Source organism: Sporosarcina sp. CAU 1771 (assembly GCF_054482775.1).
Map to the genome: position 1 here is coordinate 1 of NZ_JBTLRN010000001.1, position 19156 is coordinate 19156.

At 39.7% G+C, this 19156-nt stretch carries 14 protein-coding genes; 3 read left to right on the top strand and 11 right to left on the bottom strand.

From position 1 onward, the window contains the following. Positions 1-303: 303 nt before the first annotated feature. From ACXYMX_RS00005 to brnQ, 5 genes are all read right to left on the bottom strand, one after another. Positions 304-1599: a GTPase family protein gene (locus tag ACXYMX_RS00005; protein WP_459042158.1), complete on the bottom strand. Its 1296-nt coding sequence runs from the start codon at positions 1597-1599 to the stop codon at positions 304-306. A gap of 160 nt (positions 1600-1759) precedes the next feature. Continuing rightward, entirely contained in the window at positions 1760-3355 is a 1596-nt protein-coding gene (locus tag ACXYMX_RS00010; RefSeq protein WP_459042660.1) for a SulP family inorganic anion transporter, read from the bottom strand. Positions 3356-3505: 150 nt separating this feature from the next. After that, positions 3506-5608 carry a methyl-accepting chemotaxis protein gene (locus ACXYMX_RS00015; protein WP_459042159.1) on the bottom strand — a complete coding sequence of 701 codons (2103 nt, stop codon included), beginning with the start codon at positions 5606-5608 and terminating at the stop codon, positions 3506-3508. 138 nt (positions 5609-5746) lie between these two features. Then, positions 5747-6100 carry an SCP2 sterol-binding domain-containing protein gene (locus ACXYMX_RS00020; RefSeq protein WP_459042160.1) on the bottom strand — a complete coding sequence of 118 codons (354 nt, stop codon included), beginning with the start codon at positions 6098-6100 and terminating at the stop codon, positions 5747-5749. Positions 6101-6145: 45 nt separating this feature from the next. Then, entirely contained in the window at positions 6146-7456 is a 1311-nt protein-coding gene (gene brnQ, locus ACXYMX_RS00025) for a branched-chain amino acid transport system II carrier protein (RefSeq protein ID WP_459042161.1), read from the bottom strand. A gap of 226 nt (positions 7457-7682) precedes the next feature. Between brnQ and ACXYMX_RS00030 the strand changes: the two genes are divergently transcribed. Then, positions 7683-8996, top strand: a complete 1314-nt coding sequence (locus ACXYMX_RS00030) for a malic enzyme-like NAD(P)-binding protein (RefSeq protein ID WP_459042162.1) — start codon at positions 7683-7685, stop codon at positions 8994-8996. A 78-nt stretch (positions 8997-9074) separates the two neighbouring features. On the opposite strand, the gene ACXYMX_RS00035 is transcribed toward ACXYMX_RS00030, so the two are convergent. From ACXYMX_RS00035 to ACXYMX_RS00045, 3 genes are read right to left on the bottom strand one after another with little or no spacing between them, the layout of a single operon-like run. After that, positions 9075-10730, bottom strand: coding sequence for a b(o/a)3-type cytochrome-c oxidase subunit 1 (locus ACXYMX_RS00035; RefSeq protein WP_459042163.1), 1656 nt, complete (start codon positions 10728-10730; stop codon positions 9075-9077). Then, positions 10727-11233, bottom strand: a complete 507-nt coding sequence (locus tag ACXYMX_RS00040) for a cytochrome c oxidase subunit II (RefSeq protein ID WP_459042164.1) — start codon at positions 11231-11233, stop codon at positions 10727-10729. Before ACXYMX_RS00040 ends, ACXYMX_RS00035 begins: the two co-directional genes overlap by 4 nt. 25 nt (positions 11234-11258) lie before the next feature. Further along, positions 11259-11399: a cytochrome c oxidase subunit 2A gene (locus ACXYMX_RS00045; RefSeq protein WP_459042165.1), complete on the bottom strand. Its 141-nt coding sequence runs from the start codon at positions 11397-11399 to the stop codon at positions 11259-11261. A gap of 262 nt (positions 11400-11661) precedes the next feature. Here ACXYMX_RS00045 and ACXYMX_RS00050 point away from each other — a divergent pair, with 262 nt between their 5' ends. Further along, a complete protein-coding gene (locus ACXYMX_RS00050) occupies positions 11662-12363 on the top strand; it encodes a glucosamine-6-phosphate deaminase (RefSeq protein ID WP_459042166.1) in 702 nt (233 codons plus the stop codon). 957 nt (positions 12364-13320) lie between these two features. On the opposite strand, the gene ACXYMX_RS00055 is transcribed toward ACXYMX_RS00050, so the two are convergent. Next, positions 13321-14217 (bottom strand): accessory Sec system S-layer assembly protein, encoded by an 897-nt coding sequence (locus ACXYMX_RS00055; protein ID WP_459042167.1) that lies wholly within the window; start codon positions 14215-14217, stop codon positions 13321-13323. Then, positions 14214-16577, bottom strand: coding sequence for an accessory Sec system translocase SecA2 (gene secA2, locus ACXYMX_RS00060; RefSeq protein ID WP_459042168.1), 2364 nt, complete (start codon positions 16575-16577; stop codon positions 14214-14216). Before secA2 ends, ACXYMX_RS00055 begins: the two co-directional genes overlap by 4 nt. Before the next feature lie 309 nt (positions 16578-16886). Here secA2 and ACXYMX_RS00065 point away from each other — a divergent pair, with 309 nt between their 5' ends. After that, the gene (locus tag ACXYMX_RS00065) at positions 16887-17930 is read left to right on the top strand and encodes a glycosyltransferase family 4 protein (protein WP_459042169.1); all 1044 of its coding nucleotides are present in this window, start codon (positions 16887-16889) and stop codon (positions 17928-17930) included. A 70-nt stretch (positions 17931-18000) separates the two neighbouring features. Here ACXYMX_RS00065 and ACXYMX_RS00070 read toward each other — a convergent pair whose 3' ends face one another. Further along, on the bottom strand, positions 18001-19056 hold the full coding sequence (locus ACXYMX_RS00070; protein WP_459042170.1) for an LCP family protein: 1056 nt from the start codon (positions 19054-19056) through the stop codon (positions 18001-18003). Between the last annotated feature and the right edge of the window lie 100 nt (positions 19057-19156).

Here is a 19156-nt window from a genome sequence, read left to right on the forward strand (position 1 = left end):
GGTGAGCCGCATCGGATCGCTATCGCTCCCTGCTGGGTCTCACCTGTCCCGCTTCATCCCGCTGGAGTCGCCGCTCTGCACTCCAATCAACGGAATGTACTGTAAACTAGAATCCCAGACGCTAAATAGCGCTTCATTTTTCGATATAATCGAAAATGAAGGAAGATGAGTAAGAGCAATCAAAGGAAAAGGAGCCAATTCGTTCAAAACCGAACGAATTGGCTCCTTTTTGATTTTCAAGATTGCTACAAATTAAAAAACGTAAGTTTTTCAGTGGCCTCCCTAGAGGCTAAGTGGATTTTTTTAGTTAGCTTTGTTTTCATCATTGAATTCATCTTGTGCTTCTTTAATAATGTTTTTTAGTTCACTTTCAGGAACACCTTTTAAATAATAAGCGGAAGCAGCTTTCCCGATTGCATACGTACCGCCACTAGCGATGCTTGCGCTTAAAGCGGAACCAGCACCAGGGAAGAGAAGATTGGCAAATTTACTTCCTTGCTGTGCAATTAAACGAAGTGTGAAGCCAGTTGCACCAATCCCACCGAGTGAAATCAGCAATTCGCGTGCTGATTTGAAAGCAAGCTCACGTCCTGAGAGGTAGGCGATGATCATAAGAAGTATCGACTGTAAGGCTAAAAGCACTCCGACATCTGTTCCAATAATCGGGCTCAGCGCAACGGTTGCCGCAAGTGCAGAAAACACCTTAATAAAACGATTCGCAATTTTTTCTGCCACTTTATTGAGTCGAATCGTCATCCCAAGATGGATTGCTGCCCTTACGTCGATACTGTCTTCCAAAAAATCGAGCAACTCTTCAATTCCGTAACGTCCGTCAAATGCAATCGTCCATTCTGCCGGATTGTCTTCAGGCACTTCATTCCATTCAATATAAGAGGAAACCGGAATAATGTGAGCAAAAGGCATGTCGTTATCCGTAAATATGCGAACGAGTTGCGCATGTTTTTCGCGTATCAGCCTCACTTTACTAGCCGGATAGTTCGTAGGATCCTTCTCTCTAGAAGGATTCATTTCATCACTATGTGTGATGATCCCGATAAGTGGAAGATCTGCACTTGTTTTTTGCATGATTCGTTTTGTGATTTCAATGTCTTTATCAATATGTGCACGTTCCGTTGCTTTTTGAAGAAAGAGTAGGGCATCTGGTTTGAAATCTCGTATGACATCCATTAAGTCTTCCTCAGCTTTTGTGCTGAAGGCTTCCGATTCGCCAATCCCACGTGTGTCGATCACTTCGAAATAAACTTGTCCATCCGTTTCATATGTAAATCGACGGGCCTTTGTTGTTCCGATTTCTACATCACTCACCTCTGCAAGATGATGTCCGCTCAAAGCGTTAATCAGACTACTCTTTCCAACGCCCGTGCGCCCAACAAGTACAAAGCGGGGAGGTCTAGGATCTTTTAGACCTTCGAGTAAATGCGAGAGTTCATTGTCGTTGATTATTACATCTTTCAATTTATTCTGTATCGGTTTTGGTAGTAGGTTTCCAGGGATCTTTTCAATTATTTCTTCGATGTATCCATTCAGGTTCCCAATATGGTTCATTCGTTTTTGCATTTCTTCAAAAGATGGATTCATTAGACGAACATCTCCTTTCCTTAGTCATGCGATTTTCATTATATATCTTAGTATAACCCGTACTTCCTAATTTTTGAATTAATAGGTTAATTAAAGAATGTACGTAAAAAGGAAGACTGTCCATAAAGATGGGCTAGTCTTCCTTTTGATTAATCTAAAATTACATGAAGAAATTCTCTTTTCCAATTTTGTCATACAGTCCACTATTTTTAAATAGGGCAACTTTATCTTTTGGTAGTGATTTGATAACAATGAGTACATCGACTTTTTTTGCATCGTCTAGTAAAGCGGAAAGAACAGCTTCTCCAGTAGCATCGATGACGGAAAGATGTTCCAAGTCAAGTATGATTTTCGTTGTATCTTCATCGAAAAAGTTCGGGTATTTGTCTTCAAAAACTTTAGCAGTTCCAAAGAATAGGGGGCCAATGACCTTGTACTTTTTCAGAGTGGCATCTTGGCCGAATCCTACTTTCAATTTCTCTACTTCCGACAGTTTTGCTTCTTTCAATTCGAGTTTCCCGCTCATTTTACGAAGGAAAGAGATCGCTGCAATAAGCAGTCCCACTTGAAAGGCGACAGTTAAATTCACGAAAATCGTTAACAAGAATGTTGTGAGTAAAACAATAGAGTCACCTGATCGGATAGACAAAATATGAATAAATGCTTTTCGGGCACTCATATTCCACGCAACAAACATAAGAATCGGTGCCATCGCAGCTAGTGGAATATAAGACGCATAGGGTGCGAATAACAGTAAGAAAGCAAGAACAAAGGCGCTTTGCACAACTCCCGACACAGGACTGACTGCACCTGAGCGGATATTTGTCGCTGTTCGTGCAATGGCTCCAGTTGCAGGAATACCACCAAACAAAGGCGTGATGATATTGGCGATTCCTTGGCCAAATAATTCTCTTTTCGAATTATGCTTTTCTCTTCCAACCATATTATCTGCGACAACAGCTGATAAGAGAGACTCAATTGCGCCAAGAGATGCAATGACAAGAGCGGGTTGCCAAAGATTTAGCAACTTTTCAAAAGTAATCTTTGGAAAGTGGAAAGAAGGAAGAGTATTAGGTATTCCGCCAAACGCTGTACCGATTGTTTCTACTTTACCTGGAAATAAAAGAACAGAAATAATTGTAGGAATAAGTAGAGCAACTAGCAATATTGGAATTCGAGGCGAGATTTTAGGCAATAAAAGGATAAGCGCAATTCCAATAAGCGCGATAAGAATACTGAAGAAATTTACTGTGTACAATTGTTTTCCAAGTTCAATCATGTTTTCATGGAAAAACTCTTTTTTATCCAACCCTGTAAGTCCAAAGAAGTTACCGATTTGACCGGTAAAGATAATGATTGCTATTCCCGTAGTGAAGCCGATTGTAACGGATTTAGGCACGAAGTGAATTAAATTGCTAATTCCTGCATAACTCATGATAACAAGAAAAATACCTGCAAGAAATCCTGCAATAAGCAAGTCTTCGTAGCCGTATTGAAGAACAATGGCAAGCAATATAGGAATAAATGCGCCGGTAGGTCCTGCAATTTGATAGCGAGATCCACCTAGTAAGGCGACGAGTAGACCAGCAATAATTGTTGTGTAAAGTCCATATTCGGGTTTTACACCTGAAGCAATAGCGAAAGCCATCCCGAGTGGAATGGCTACGATACCGACAGTAATACCTGCAATTAGGTCTTTGCGAAACCCAGCTGCGTTGTAATAAAGAAATCGGTTGTCCTTGAACAATTGGTTCACTCCGTTCAAGATTTATATTTTTAGTAGAGATTCCAACTTCTATTATATCGAAAAAATGCTTTATTGCCAAGGTTTCCAAGTTATAGTAGATTCGTATTAAATGAAAAAAGAGCCGGATTCCCACGAATAATTGGGGAAGCGGCTCTTTTTTTAAGATAATTTAAATCGGTTAACGACTTCTTGAAGCTCTTGTGCGATTGCATTCATCCGGTTTGTGGATTCTGCGACACGCTCCAGTTCGCCTTGTTGTGCAGCAGCAGACGCACTAACTTGTTCTGCCGAAGCTGCAGTTTCTTCTGAAATTGCAGAGACACTTTGAATCGCTAACATTGCCTGGTCTTTGTGCTCCATCATATCTTTCAGTTCTGTTGCCAATGTGTCGATGAATTCACCCAGCTGTTCTGAAAGGTCAGCGTTTTGAACAAAGGCTGATTCTGTACTTGATACAGATTCGTTCTGACCTTCCATCAGTGCGATGTTCTGTGCGATGACATCAACGGTTTGTTGTGATTCTGCTAGAATTTCTTGTACGGTTCTTTGAATAACGTCTGTTTCTAAACGAGATTGCTCCGCAAGTTTACGAACTTCCTCGGCTACAACTGCGAATCCTTTACCGTGTTCACCTGCACGAGCAGCCTCAATGCTTGCGTTAAGAGCAAGTAAATTGGTTTGTGCGGTTATGCCATGAATGGACGTAATGACTTGGTTAATCTCTTCGATCTTAGCCGTAAGTGCATTCGTTTGTTGTTGCACTTTCGTATTCATTTCATTTGCAGATTCATTGTGTTGACGTAGCTTACTAACTTCTGACATACCGAGTTTTGTCGACACGTCAGCCTCTTGTGACACTTTACTCATATTGTCAGAAAGGGTTGAAAGTGCGTCCATCTGATTGGACAAATCACCAATACGGTGGCTCGTTTCTTCCGTGTCTTCAGATTGCTTAGAAGCTCCGTGTGCAATCTCGTCTGTCGCTAGCGATACTTCTTGGCTTGATGCCACAATCTCTTCAAACACTTGGTGTACTTGACTTGACGACGTGCTTAACTGAGTAGATGAGCCTAACACTGCAGTCACAGCATCGTTCGTTTGCTTAAGCATATTGTTATAAGCTAAAGAAACTGCGCCAATCTCATCTAGTTTAATATGTTTTTCGTCAATGTTTTTAGTTAAGTCGCCAGTTGCTGCTGTTTCGATTGAGTCTCGTAGTTGTGCAAGAGGTCTCAATTGCCTGTAGATAAAACCAAAAGTAGCAACGGACATTAAGGTAACCATAACAACTGCCGCAATAATCGTTAACAATAGGATTGTATTGTACGTTTCTAAGATTTTAGACTTAGGTACTACCGTTTGAACTGTCCAAACGTCGATAATGTCATCGAGTTGCATAGGTGCAAACGCATTAAATGATTCTTCATCTAATTCTTTTGACTCTTCGTAAAATGTAATCGGTTCGCCAGTTTTTAGCGTCTTCGATAAATTCACCCAGTCATAGGAATCATGCATATTCAAACCATTTAAGTCTTCGCTGAAACTGTTTGTAGTTAGGAACCCAGCTCCGGTAATAATACTTGCATATCCGCCATCTGGTGCAACAGTATCTACACCTTCATTCAAATAGTCGATTGAAAGGTCGGTCGTAAGTACTCCGAAAAATTGGCCATATTGATCTTTAAGTGGCACTGAAATCGTAGTCATCAAAACCATTTCACCACCAGCTTGATATTCATAAGGCTCTGTTAAAACAGTTCGATTTTCTCTACGAGGCACTAAATACCAGTCACCATCGCCATCGACTTCATAGCCTCCAACTGCTTCTAGGAAAATTGAATCAGCGTCTTTATAAAAGTAAGGGATGAATCGGCCTTCGCTATCAATCAATTCATCATCGGTTAGAGTGCTTGTAGAAATAGATCCTTCTTCAAAGATGGCGGCCATTCCCATTGCATCTTCGTTATTCTCTAGGTTGTTTTCTATCACATCTAAAATTTCTTCAGGTGTTAATTCATTTTTTTCTTTTAATGTTTCAAAAATATGTTTGGTCGTTCGAAGCATCTGATTGGTTCTTTTAAACTGCTCACTCATTTGTGAAGCGGAAAGTTCCGCATTTGCGATTGCAGAGCTCTCTGCGTCTTGAATGCTTTGCTTATGTAAAATACTGCTAGTAATAACTGTGTACGCAATAAATAGGACTAAAAATAAACCAATAATAAGTAGGGAAAGCGTTCGTGCGATACTCTTAGATTTTTTCATTAGATAGTTCCTCTCGGTAGATGATAGTTCTTATTGTATAGAAAAGGACCTATATAATCAATAGACTAAAAATCTGGTTATAATTCAATATGACTACTTTTACAACTCCTAATAACCAATTATCCAGACAACATGCAATTAAAATGAATACTTTTTCAATAGACTTTCTAGTTTTAGGGCTAGACCTATATTTCCTTTAACTTTTAGTTTGCCCATCATATACGATGCGGTAGTGTTTAAGTTACCGGCAAGTAGCTTTTTAAAGTCCTTTACACTCATTGTCAACGCGCAATCGACCTCTTCGACATTCCCTAAAAGTACGTCAGCTTTACCTTCTGAGATTTTTAGGCCGTAAAATCCACCGTCTTCTCCAGAAAGGTCAAATGAATACGCGGTGTTCATCCCTTCGATTGGCCCCGTTTCCTTGTTTAGTTTCTCGTCAATTAATTCCCAAATTGCACTGATATCCATCTCGTCAAAATTTAAAGTCATTTAATCTACTCCTCCTAAAATAATGAATGAGTGTTCATTGTATCATTACTTTTGTTTCCGCGTGAAGAAATTAATAAGTACTCCGATAAGCGCGCCAACAATTGCTGGGATTAACCAACCAATTTTTTGCTCATAAAGTGGTAAATAGGAGAGTACTGAAGTTACGGATTTAAAGCGAATGTCGGCAACCGCGAGCCCATCAAAGATGCTAACAAAAGCCGTTGCAACTAGGGCGATTATATATACGATTGGTGCGCGACCAAATGATTTGTCGATAAAAGACATCAACATTAAAACAATCGCGAGTGGATAGATCATCATTAATACAGGTAAAGAGAATGCGATAAGTTGTGTCAAGCCTATATTGGAAACTAATGCGCTAAATCCTGCAAAAAGAATGACAAAGAATTTGTATGAAACATTTGGAAATAGCTGTTTAAAGTATTGAGCACACGCTGACACAAGGCCAATAGATGTCGTTAAGCAAGCAAAGATAATTGTCGCTGCTAAAATAGCCGTTCCTGAAGTTCCGTAGAGAACATTGGAAGCAAGTGCTAGAACCGCGCCGCCATTTTCTTGAAATCCAATGACCTCAACACTTGTTGCACCAATATAACTAAGAGACATATAAACGATTGATAACCCTGTAGCAGCAATCAAACCGGCAATAATCATAGCTTTCAGAATGGGTCCTTTTTGTGTGACACCTTCTTCGCGAAGTGCATTAACAATGACAATACCGAAAACGAGTGCCGCAATCACATCCATCGTCAAATAACCTTCAAGAAAACTACGGAAAAAAGGATTGTCTATATATTCACCTTGTGCACTTCCGATATTCCCGATGGGCGTAGCAATACTTTTAATGGCAAGCGCACCAATGACGGTAAAGAGTAAGGGTGTTAATACTTTCCCAATACGGTCAACTAGTTTCGCTGGATTAAGGGCTAGTCCAATCGTCGCTAAGAAAAAGAGAATTGTAAACAATGGTAGGACCCAATTTGAACTACTCATACCTTCTGATAAGAAAGGAACTACACCTATCTCATAAGAAACAGTCGCTGTTCTAGGTATCCCGAAAAATGGCCCGATCGCCATGTAAATGATTAAAGTGAAAACAACTCCGAAAAGTGGATGAACTCTGCTGGCGATTGCTTGTAAACTACCTCCAGAATTCGCAATAGCGATTACTGCCAAAAGGGGGAGACCAACACCAGTAAGTAAAAATCCAGACATAGCTATGAGTATGTTTTCTCCTGCCATTTGTCCAAGTAAAGGTGGGAAGATTATATTTCCTGCTCCAAGGAATAAGGCGAAAAGCATAAGTCCAATTACAAAGTTTTTTTGTAATGACATAATAAGTGCAACTCCTTGTTATGAATTGAAGGGGTTCCTTCTATCTTCTATTATAAACAATAAAGAAGGTATTAGTGTAATTTGTTTGAAAAGTAAGTGACAAATGCATTTCGGAGAACGATCGTGTATTTCTACTCTACTTAACTTAAGAAGAATGGTATAATTTGTTGTCAGTACTACTACGTGTACTATATATAGATAAGATATAAATCGGAGGTTATGTTTGATGGAGCAAGTTCAATTTATTAGAAACCTTATTATTGAAACACCTTCATCTCCTGGAAATTTTGCAAAGGTTGCAATGGCAATCGGACAATTAAAAGGAGATATGGGGGATATTCAAACAATTAAAATAGGAACACTATCTACAATTCGTGACGTATCCATTCAGTGTATGAATGAGGCGCATTTAATGGAAGTCGTTCGTGCAGTTAACGAAATCGGTGACGGAATCAGCGTTCACGCGATAACGGATGACGTTTTACAAGCCCATGAAGGTGGAAAAATTCATATGAAAGGGAAGATGGAGATCCGTTCCCTTGGAGACCTTCGCCGAGTGTACACACCAGGCGTTGCAAACGTTTGTGAATTAATTAAAAAAGATCCGGAACAAGCAAATTACTTCACAGGTATTTCCAATACGGTTGCGATTGTGACAGATGGCACTGCGATTCTTGGTCTAGGTAATATTGGACCTGTTGCCGGCATGCCTGTAATGGAAGGGAAAGCTGTATTGCTCGATCAATTTGCTGGGATTAGCGGTATCCCGATCCTGCTCGATACAAGTGACCCAGATGAAGTTGTGAATACAGTGAAAAATATTTACAAAGGATTTGGTGGTATTCTTCTTGAAGATATCGGATCCCCACATTGTTTTGAAATCGAAGCGCGCCTAAAAGCAGAATTGCCAATTCCAGTCATGCATGATGATCAGCACGGAACTGCTGTTGTGGCGCTTGCGTCGGTCATCTCTGCTTGCAGACAGGCAGGCGTGAAGTTGGAAAATTCCGTTGTAGGGCAAATTGGACTTGGTGCCGCTGGTCTTGCGATTAGCCGTATGCTTATGGCTTATGGCGTGAAGGAAATGCTCGGTGTCGATAGAGACGAAGCGGCATGCCAACGACTTGTGGAACACGGTGGGACTGTTGTTGATTCATTGGAAAAGCTTATGACTACAGCAAATATTGTCATTGCAACGACAGGCGTTTCAGGATTAATCAAACCAGAGATGGTTCAAAAAGGACAAATTATTTTAGCACTTTCCAATCCAAGTGCAGAAATCGATCCAAGTGTTGCACTAGAAGCGGGAGCGGCTTTTGCAGCGGACGGACGTCAGGTAAATAACATTCTAGGTTTCCCTGGTATTTTCCGAGGAGCACTTAATGCTCGAGCAAAGGAAATATCGTATCCGATGTTAATCGCGGCTGCTCTTGCAATTGTTGAAAGTACTAAACCGAATGATTTGGTACCTCATCCTTTAGATCCAAATGTCCACGAAAATGTAGCTGCCGCTGTTGAACGCGTCGCTCTTTCTAAATAAAATACAAACTAAAAACTGCTATGCATTTCAGATAATCTCTGAAAGGACATAGCAGTTTTTTAATTTACAACTATCTATTTACTTCCCGATCGGCCAGTCAAATGGCGGCGAGCCTGGTGGAGAGTGGTTAATAATTTCAATTACTGGAATCGTATACGCAAAGAGAATGAGCGCGAGCGTTATTCCAACCCATAAATACCAGTTTTCGAGGTATTTCGGTGTAGGTTCTGCATCGATTTCCTCTTCCGCGATTGGATACTCTTGAATCCCTTTCGGCGCAAAGAATGCGAGTTTGAAGAAAATATAGACCATCAAGACAGTTCCTACAAACAGAATCGAACCTCCAATTGCTTGTGCAAGTTGGTAGTTCAGCCAAGTGGCAACTTGCTCACCACCCGCGTACTCTGAGAAACTCGAACGACGAGGTCCACCGAGTAATCCTTGAATATGCATCGAACCAGACATAATAATCATACCAATTGTCCAGATCCATGTTTGAATTAAACCGAGTTTATTGATGCTTGGCGTCAAACGTCTTCCAGTTAAATGTGGAACTAGCCAATACGTAATCCCAAAGAACGTAAGGATCACTGTTGTAGCAGCAGTTAAGTGGAAGTGACCTGTAATCCATATCGTATTATGAACAAGTGCGTTCATTTGGTGAGATGCGTTGATGATTCCACCCGCACCCCCTGGGATAAATGCAACCATACCGATGAAAGGTGCAAGGAAACGTACATCTTTCCATGGAAGTGCTTTGATCCAACCAAATGTACTCTTAAATCCTTTTCTGCGTCCAGCCGTTTCAAACGTCGCAAAAATGGAGAAAGCTGTCATCAGTGTAGGAATAACAACCATAAATGTTAATACAACTTGAATAAACTTCCATGTCGAATCAATTCCCGGCTCTGTAAGTTGATGGTGAAAGCCTACAGGGATAGAGAACATGAGCAACAAGATAAACGAGAGTCTTGCAAGTGAATCACTAAATAATTTCCCGCCAACAATTTTTGGAATGATTGCATACCATGCCATATATGCAGGAAGCAACCAAAAGTAAACGAGTGGATGACCAAAATACCAAAATAATGTACGACTTAATAGAACGTTAATCGTTTCTGCATAACCAAGTGACCATGGGATGAATAAAACAAGAACGGATACCGCAACTCCTAGGGAAGCGATCACCCACATAATCATATTGATCGTTACCATGAATGCAAGAAGTGGTGATTTCTCACCTTTATGTGCTTTCTTCCACACATAAAGCTGGCGGAAATTCACAGCCGCTGCAATCCAACTTCCGATAATAACAAATGCCAATCCAAAATAAAATACCGGATGTGCGCGTAATGGCGCATAAAATGTATATAGTACAGATGCTTGACCGACTAGAATTGTAATAGCTGCCATTATCGTACCGACTAACATAACCCAGAAGGATAGCCATGCGACTTTGAGTTGTTTATCCGATATTCCAACCGTTTTCCCCATAAGAGAGAATTGGAAGCCAATAATGAAAAATGTTGTTAACACAAGACCTAAAATAACACCGTGAACTGTTAAAATTGTGTAATAGTCAATACCCCAAGGCAATGTGTATTTTCCAGAACGGACGAGAGTTTGTAAAAGTCCCATTAAGCCACCAATTAATAGTGAAATGAACGTGACGTACATGAAGGACATATAAAGTCTGGATTCTTTTTTAGAAAAAGTACGTTGATTTGTTGTCATTCTTCATACACCTCCACTGTTCCATACATTAAATGGTGACCGATTCCACAATATTCATTACAAACAATTGTAAATTCACCTGTGTTCTTCATAACAGCCTCAAAGCGACTTATATGTCCCGGCTCAAGCATCATATTGACGTTTGTTCCTGCAACCTGGAAGCCGTGCACAACGTCTGTAGTAGTAGATTGAAAGAGGACTGTTGATCCTTTTGGAACGCGAATTGTAGAAACCGAATCGCCGTTCTCGTCTTTACCAAAATCATAGTTAAAAGCAGAAGCAACCATATTCACAACATATCTTCCGTTCCCTTGATCTTGCAAGCCAAGATTCTCAGGTTGAAAAGCCTCATGTGCTTCGACATTTTGTGGATCGATGGTTTCAATGTGACTTGGTGGATGTGTGCCTTTCCAAAAGGCAGCAAATCCAATAATAGCTAAGAATAGAACGAGAGATCCTACTCCGAAAGTAAGCCATATTTTTTCGTATTTGTGTAAATGCAAGTTAACCACTCCAATCAATAATTAATTATCTAGAAATAAATAGTGCGTAAATGCCAAACCAAGAGATAAGAATAAAAACACCTAGCAACATAACAGCTATAAATGTACCTTTTAAACTAATCGAAGATTCATTGTTGGTCGGCTGTCTATTAAAGTCTTTACCCAATAATCTCACTCCTTTCTTAATCTACATATGGGAATCCCTGTTGCCTTAATAATAATGGAATGTCGAATTATAGAAATAAGGGAATTCCCTATGTTCGACTCAAAAGTGAAAGAATTCACATTTAGTTCACAAAGTGTTGATAGATACGACAAATGTTAAGAGAATGGGTGTGGTATTCATAAAAAGGATATTAGTTGACCAACACTTTAAGAAAAACTACAATTAAATTACAGTAGAAGTCAAACGAAAGTAGGGTAAGAATATGAGTAAGTTAAACCTCGTCAAAGTAACATCCCCGGAGGATGGCGCGGAAAAGGTATTTGAAATCATTCAAGAAGAGTTAAAAAATGACCGTTTACATGTAATTGGTCTTGCAACGGGAAGTACAATGATTCCTGTTTATAATAAATGGACAGAGTCGGATTTAGATTTTGAAAACGTAACAACATTTAATCTAGATGAGTATGTAGGGATGGCACCAACAAACCCGAATAGTTATGCATATTTTATGAATGAGCATCTTTTTGACAAAAAGAAGTTTAAAACAGTGAACTTATTAGATGGTTTGGCAACGGACTTAAATGAGGAATGTGCTTCTTATGAGGCTTTGCTAGACAAAAATCCACTAGATATTCAATTGCTTGGTGTTGGAGTGAATGGTCATATTGCATTCAATGAACCTGGAACTGCATTTGAATCGTTAACGCATGTTGCGGAACTAACGGATTCTACGCTAGGTGTGAACAGTCAATACTTTTCGAATGACGAACAAATCCCTAATACGGCATTGACGATGGGGATTCAATCGATAACAAATTCAAAAAAGCTACTATTGTTAGCATTTGGTGAACAAAAACGCGAAGCAATTTCAAAGTTGCTCGAAGGATCGATTACGAAAGAGTGGCCAATTACAAAACTCTTGCATCATGACGATGTAACAGTCATAACTGATTTAGATATTTAACATAAAAGAAGGCAAACTCCCAATTGAGAGTTTGCCTTCTTTTATGTTAGCTCTGTTAAATAATAATAATCAAGCATATTACAAAATCGTGCTGTTGATTTCCGTTTCAGACCCAAAGTGCGGAAAGATAAAGTGCAATCTTTCCCTAACGCGTTCCGGAGGGCAGCCGGTGGACCAACCCGTTCGCAAAGATGTGCTCATAACACTACGTTTTTATTCGCAAAAGCCGTGCTTCGTTACGGCTTTCGCTCTCGTTGGTTGTTTCACCTGACCTGCTGACCCTCTCGGAGTCGCCGTCTTCCACTTCAATCAACTAGGAGTGTGCAAATCGTATGATTGCTCCACTCTGATTTCTGTATTAACCATGAAGTTAAAACGAACTAGCGCAGAAGCGACAAGTGTGAGCCGAAGTAGTAAGACCGACAGTGAACTTTCTGACGGGCTTACTACGGGAGGCCATCACCAAGCGACGAAGCGATATTTTCAGGCCTTCCACTCGACCAGGAATGTACAAATTCTTTATCAACTACCAACATAATTATTTAACATTGCTTTTATGTTAACGATTTATTCTATTTATATATCCGGTTTCAAAAAAAGGGGAGATTGGATGATGAAACGAATCGTATGAGAATTCCCCAGTCGCCCTCTTTTGGAGATTGGATTTCTTGGAGGTTATTGTAGATGGTCTATCGTTTTTATATAAAGGTTCATATTCGCCCGCGGCATGATCAAAGTCAGAATGGATTCGTTGAAAGTTGTCAGCATTGTCCCGTTTTATTCGTTCTCTGAAAAAACGGCTATCTTGCTTCATCTTACTTGCACTCCTTCCTGAAAAAGGTTGATTGATTATTCAGACAGTATATGTATACCCTTTTTACGATTAAATAAACCCAAATACGAAAAAAAGACACTTCCCAAGTGAAATCGGAAAATGTCTGTTAAAAGTGTAACGCATTATTGCTGAGGTACGCGCGCAACCCAACGAGAAATATCAGGTTCTGTGATTTGAACAAGTTCTTTCGGATAAATAAATGTCCATGGTTTCGTTGTGTTCGCTTTTACTGCTAGCGGTGCAAGTTTGAAAGACCCGTTAGCAATTGTATTTCCACCGGCATCCAGCAGTTCAAGTGGTAGTTGTTCAATGTTAATTTGCTTGGAATGACCGTTACGGATAAATACAGAAGCAGCAATGCTCCCATCATCCTGAAGTTTAATTTGGAATCCGCTAATATTCACTTCTCTAGGTTTTAGTTTAGGTAGTGTCTCAACGACGTTTTCAAGGCTTTCTTTTTGCTCGGTAGACAAGCCTTCTTCCCATGCACTATCTAAATCTAGTTTATGTGGAATAAGAGATTGTACGTTGAAAACAAGTTTCCAATTGTCTGCAGGGAGTTGTTCTGTAAATGTATTCTCTTTTGTGAAAGCAAATATCCACGGTCGTGCGCTTCGTGCAGGAATATTGCCCAGTTCATTTAAATCGAACTCTTGAGAAGCGAGTGTTTCTCCGTCTTCGTCTAAAAGCATGAGCTCGACTTCGCCTACATTAATTTCTTGGTCGAGAGAAGAGCGGAAAAATGCTTTCACGAGCCAGTTGTCATTTGCAGGGTCAACTTCAACATCAATTCCAGATAGGGAAATTTGATTCGGTTGGAGTGGTTCAAGTTCATTCGCTAGAAATCGAAAAACATAATCCTGCTCTTGTGGAACCTTCCAATTTGGATGTAAAGAAAGACTCGTTTCAATTTCTCCTACTCCATCTGAAGTTTCCACGTTCGTTAAGATTTCCTGTGAATCAATCGTGCTATCTGTTCCTGTTTTATCGGTTTTCTTAAAAAATGAAAATAGATTCATGCTTGTTCCTCCTGTTGTTTCGTAATTAACTTCATGAAGTTTATCACTTCTGAGGCAATATCGCGCCGTAATTTTTGGTAGTGGCGTCCAAATAATTCAAGTCCTTCACGTTGGTAAATACGCATTGGATCTTCTTGAGAATACGAACGAAGTCCAATCCCTTCCTTCAATCGAGACATGACTTCGAGATGTTTAACCCACATAACATCGATATGAGAAAGCATAACTTGAGGAATCAGTTGAACGACTTGCTCATTGTCTATGAACGAATCGATATAATCAAGTAAATGGACAACGGGTGGATCAAGTAACTTCATTATCTCATTTGTTTTTTCAATGCTACGCGGAATCGCAATCGGTTCAAGAAGCAAAGCATTCATTGTTTGTTCGATTTTGTTTATATTCCAGTTGCTAACACTTTCGTTTTCTGGACAATTTTCCAAAACAGCAAACTCTACCGTTTCGTGCAACATTGTTTTTAGCTTATCAATTTGGTCATGGCCCTCAAGAATATTATCGCGAAGGGAATAGATTACTTTTCGTTGGTCATTGATAACATCATCCAGTTTTAAATTGTACTCACGCATCGAGTAATGCGCACCTTCAACAATACGTTGTGTTCGTTCCGTCAACTCTTCACTTTCTGAATTAAGAACGAGTCCTGTTTCATCAAAATTGGTTTTCTTCAGGAACTTTTCAACTTCATCCTTGGCAAAACGGTTAAACATATCATCTTCAAGAGAAAGGAAGAACTGGCTTTCTCCGGGATCACCCTGTCTACCAGATCGTCCCCGAAGTTGATTGTCAATTCGACGGCTTTCATGTTTTTCCGTACCTAGAACAAACAACCCGCCTAGTTCAGCAACTCCTTCACCAAGTTTCACGTCGGTTCCGCGTCCTGCCATATTGGTAGCGACCGTAATTTGGTTCCGCTGACCCGCCTGTGAGATTAAATAGACTTCTTGTTCAACACTTTTCGCGTTTAATAAATGATAAGAAAGCTTATAGTCATCTAAATACTTGACGACTTTTTCAGATTGTAAAATGGATGTCGTTCCAATAAGTACGGGTTGTCCAGTTGAATGTAGTTCATGAACTCTTTTGGCCATCGCTTCATATTTTTGATCAACAGTCTTATAAAGCTGGTCGGGGGAGTCGATTCGGATTTTCGGCCGATTTGTAGGAACTTGAATAACATCCATGCCGTACACTTCTTGAAATTCTTTTTCCTCGGTTTTTGCCGTTCCAGTCATTCCGCAAAGTTTTGGATACATTCGGAAATAGTTTTGAATTGTAATTTGTGCCTGGGCTTTGTTTTCTTCCGTAATCGGAAGTCCTTCTTTCGCCTCAATCGCCTGATGCAAACCATCTGACAATGTGCGACCTTCCATAATTCTACCTGTAAACATATCAACAAGTTCGATCTTTTCGTCTTTAATTATATAATCAACGTCACGCTCAAAGATAACGAGGGCGCGTACAGATTGCAGTACATAATGGTAAAGTGTCTGATGCTCCAGTTCGTATAAATTGTCCACACCAAAAGCCTTTTCAATTTTCTCGATACCGGCATCTGTTAAGGAGGTAGCTTTTGTTTCATCGTCGAAGTCAAAATCAATGTCCTTTTTAAAGCGTTTTGCTAATCGTGCAGCAATGTAATGAAGGTCAGCATCGGCTTGCATCTTTCCTGCAACGATTAAAGGTGTTTTTGCTTCATCAACTAAAACACTATCGACTTCATCGATAATCGCGAAATGATAGGGACGTTGAACTTTTTGGGCAATACTTTGAGCCATGTTGTCGCGTAAATAATCAAATCCAAATTCAGTTCCAACACCGTACGTGATGTCTGCTAGATAAGCCTCTTGTTTATCACTTCCTTGCATCATCGGTACATTCAGACCGACAGTTAGACCTAAAAAACGGTGAATTTGGCCAATCTGATCGAAATCCCGTTTGGCAAGGTATTCGTTCACAGTAATGACATGAACTCCTTTACCTTCAAGTGCGCGGATATAAGAGGGGAGGGCGGCGACAAGTGTTTTTCCCTCACCTGTGTGCATTTCTGATATATTACCTTCTGCTAATACTAGCCCTCCGATAAGTTGCACATCAAATGGACGCATTCCAAGAACACGTTTTGAAGCTTCTCGTACGATGGCAAAAGCATCAGGGATGATTGAATTGATATCTTCTTTAGCTAATAAACGTTCTTGAAGTATAGGTGTCATCTCTTTTAGCTGATCATCGGACATCTCTTCATATTTAGTTTCTAGGCTATTTATTTGTTCGACAACTTTTCGATATTTTCGAAGTTGTCGTTCGCTCGTTTTATTTGAACGCTTAAAAATTGATAACATGGATATACGCTCCTTTTTTGGTCCTTAATAAAGAACCCGTAATCATTTTATCAAAAATAGTGATGGCTGACTACCTTAAGCTAGGACTATTCCTTATATTGCAGGAAAAGAAAGGTGGGACAGGAAAGATGTCGAATTTGAAAAATACGGAAAGGAAATAGGTAGATTTCTAAATTCAATGTAGTAAAGATGATTTTCTAGCGAATCCGTGATACAATACGGATGAATTAATCAAAGTTGATTTATTTTTTTGAAGAAAAAAATTGAATAAACTTAAGGTTAGATTATCGATTTTTAGGGAGGAAGGACATGTTATTCCTTGCAATGGCAGTTGCATTTGCAGCATCTATCATACTGACTCCGCTCGTCAGAAAATTTGCATTCCGAATTGGTGCGGTTGATAAACCAAATTATCGGAAAGTACATGCGTCTATTATGCCGCGAATTGGCGGCCTTGCTATATTTGGAGCTTTTCTAATTGGGTATTTTGTATTGCGCCCTCAAGATGAACACTCAACAGGAATTCTTATAGGAGCACTTATTATTATAGTAACTGGGTTTCTTGACGATATGTTTGAAATTACAGCGAAAGCAAAAATGTTTGGGCAATTGCTCGCGGCTTTAGTCGTTGTAATCTGGGGTGGACTCCAAATTGAAGTCCTTAATCTACCACTCATCGGCGTGTTGGATTTTGGTTATCTCAGCATTCCTATTACAATTATTTGGATTATCGGAATTACAAATGCCATTAACTTAATTGATGGTCTCGATGGACTTGCTGCAGGCGTTTCAACTATAGCTCTTATTACGATTGCTGTAATGGCAATCATTATGGCAGATCCATTCGTAATGGCGACAGCTGCAATTCTAGCGTCTAGTTCATTTGGATTCTTGTTTTATAATTTCCATCCAGCTAAAATATTTATGGGGGACACCGGATCGCTGTTTCTCGGGTTTATGATTTCCGTACTTGCACTGCTTGGATTTAAGAGCGTTGCGTTCATTTCACTTATCGTTCCAGTAATTATGTTGGGTGTACCAATCTCGGATACGTTTTTTGCGATTGTTCGCAGAATTCGTATGAAACAAAAAGTAATGGCGCCAGATAAGTCGCATTTACATCATTGTTTGCTTCGAGCAGGTTTTTCACACAGACAAACCGTATTAATTATTTATGGATTGGCCGCATTATTTGGTGTTGCAGCAATTATGTTCTCGCAAGCTACAGTATGGGGTGCAATCTTATTAATCATCGTCATGCTCGTAGCGATTGAGTTGTTGGTCGAGGTAATTGGATTGGCCGGGGCAAATTATCGCCCGCTCATCAATTTTGTACGAATGATTGGAAGATAAATAAATACGCAATCGAAAAAGGCTACGAAACTTTCTCAACAGAAAGTTTCGTAGCCTTTTACTTATTTACTTAGTTTCTATCATCATTCGCTTCAAATGCAGATTCATCTTTTTCGGAGAACCCTTTACCTTCATCCGTTAGGCTAGAAGAATGGGGTGTAATTCCAAGATGGGCTTGTAATTCTCTTTTGACTCGGTCAAGATCGTCTTCATCAAACTTGCGGTAGTAGATTCCATTAATGTATTCATCATAACCTTTAATATTGATAGGAGTTATTTGTGGTTTCCCACCTTTTACATAATCCAAAAAGGCAGTCATTTCACTGAACTTCATATTTGTTTTCATGTTATCTCCAACGGCATCAATCACGCCACCATATTTCGTGACAGAGGAAACTGAAGTAGCTTCTTTCATAATCGCTTCCAATATCATTTGTTGACGTTCCCCGCGTTTCACATCGTCATCTAATTTTCGTGTACGTGCTAATGCAAGAGCATGGCGACCATCAAGATGTTGGAATCCTTTTTTGAGTTGAATTGAATCGTTGTCAAACTCATCCTTTTCCAAACGATCGTAAGGAACATCGACTTCAATTCCACCTAAGGCATCTACAACATCAATAAAAGCATTGAAGTTCATTTTCACGTAGTAATCAATTGGAACTTCTAGCAACTTTTCTACCGTATCAATCGTTCCAATTGTGCCACCAAATGCATGGGCATGATTAATCTTATCGTATTTATCTCTATTTGGAATGTATGCATAAGAATCACGTGGGATACTTAGCAAATTTACTGTTTTTTGTTTTTTATTTAATGTTGCAACTAGTATTGCATCGGATCTCCCATTGGCATCGCCACGGGCTTCGCTTTCATCTACTCCTAGAAACAGTATGGAGACACTATCATTTATAGGTGCGACAGCTTCTTCACGTAATTCTGACTTTGTTCTATCCTCAAGAGATTCATATGCTCGTTCTACGGCACTCTGCGCTTTTTGTTGTAAGACGATTCCGTATGCGACTACGACGAGAAAGACGGATAGGAAAAGGAGAAGCGAAACTTTCATTACGCGTCGTTTGCGTGAAGATTTTTTAATTTCTTTTTTAAAGTCTTTTCTTTTCATTCATTGGTCCCTCCGACCTTCTATGTGAGTGCACATCCACACGGAATAAGCTATGTAGTGGCACTTCCATTAACTATAGTAACAGACGTGACTCTATCCG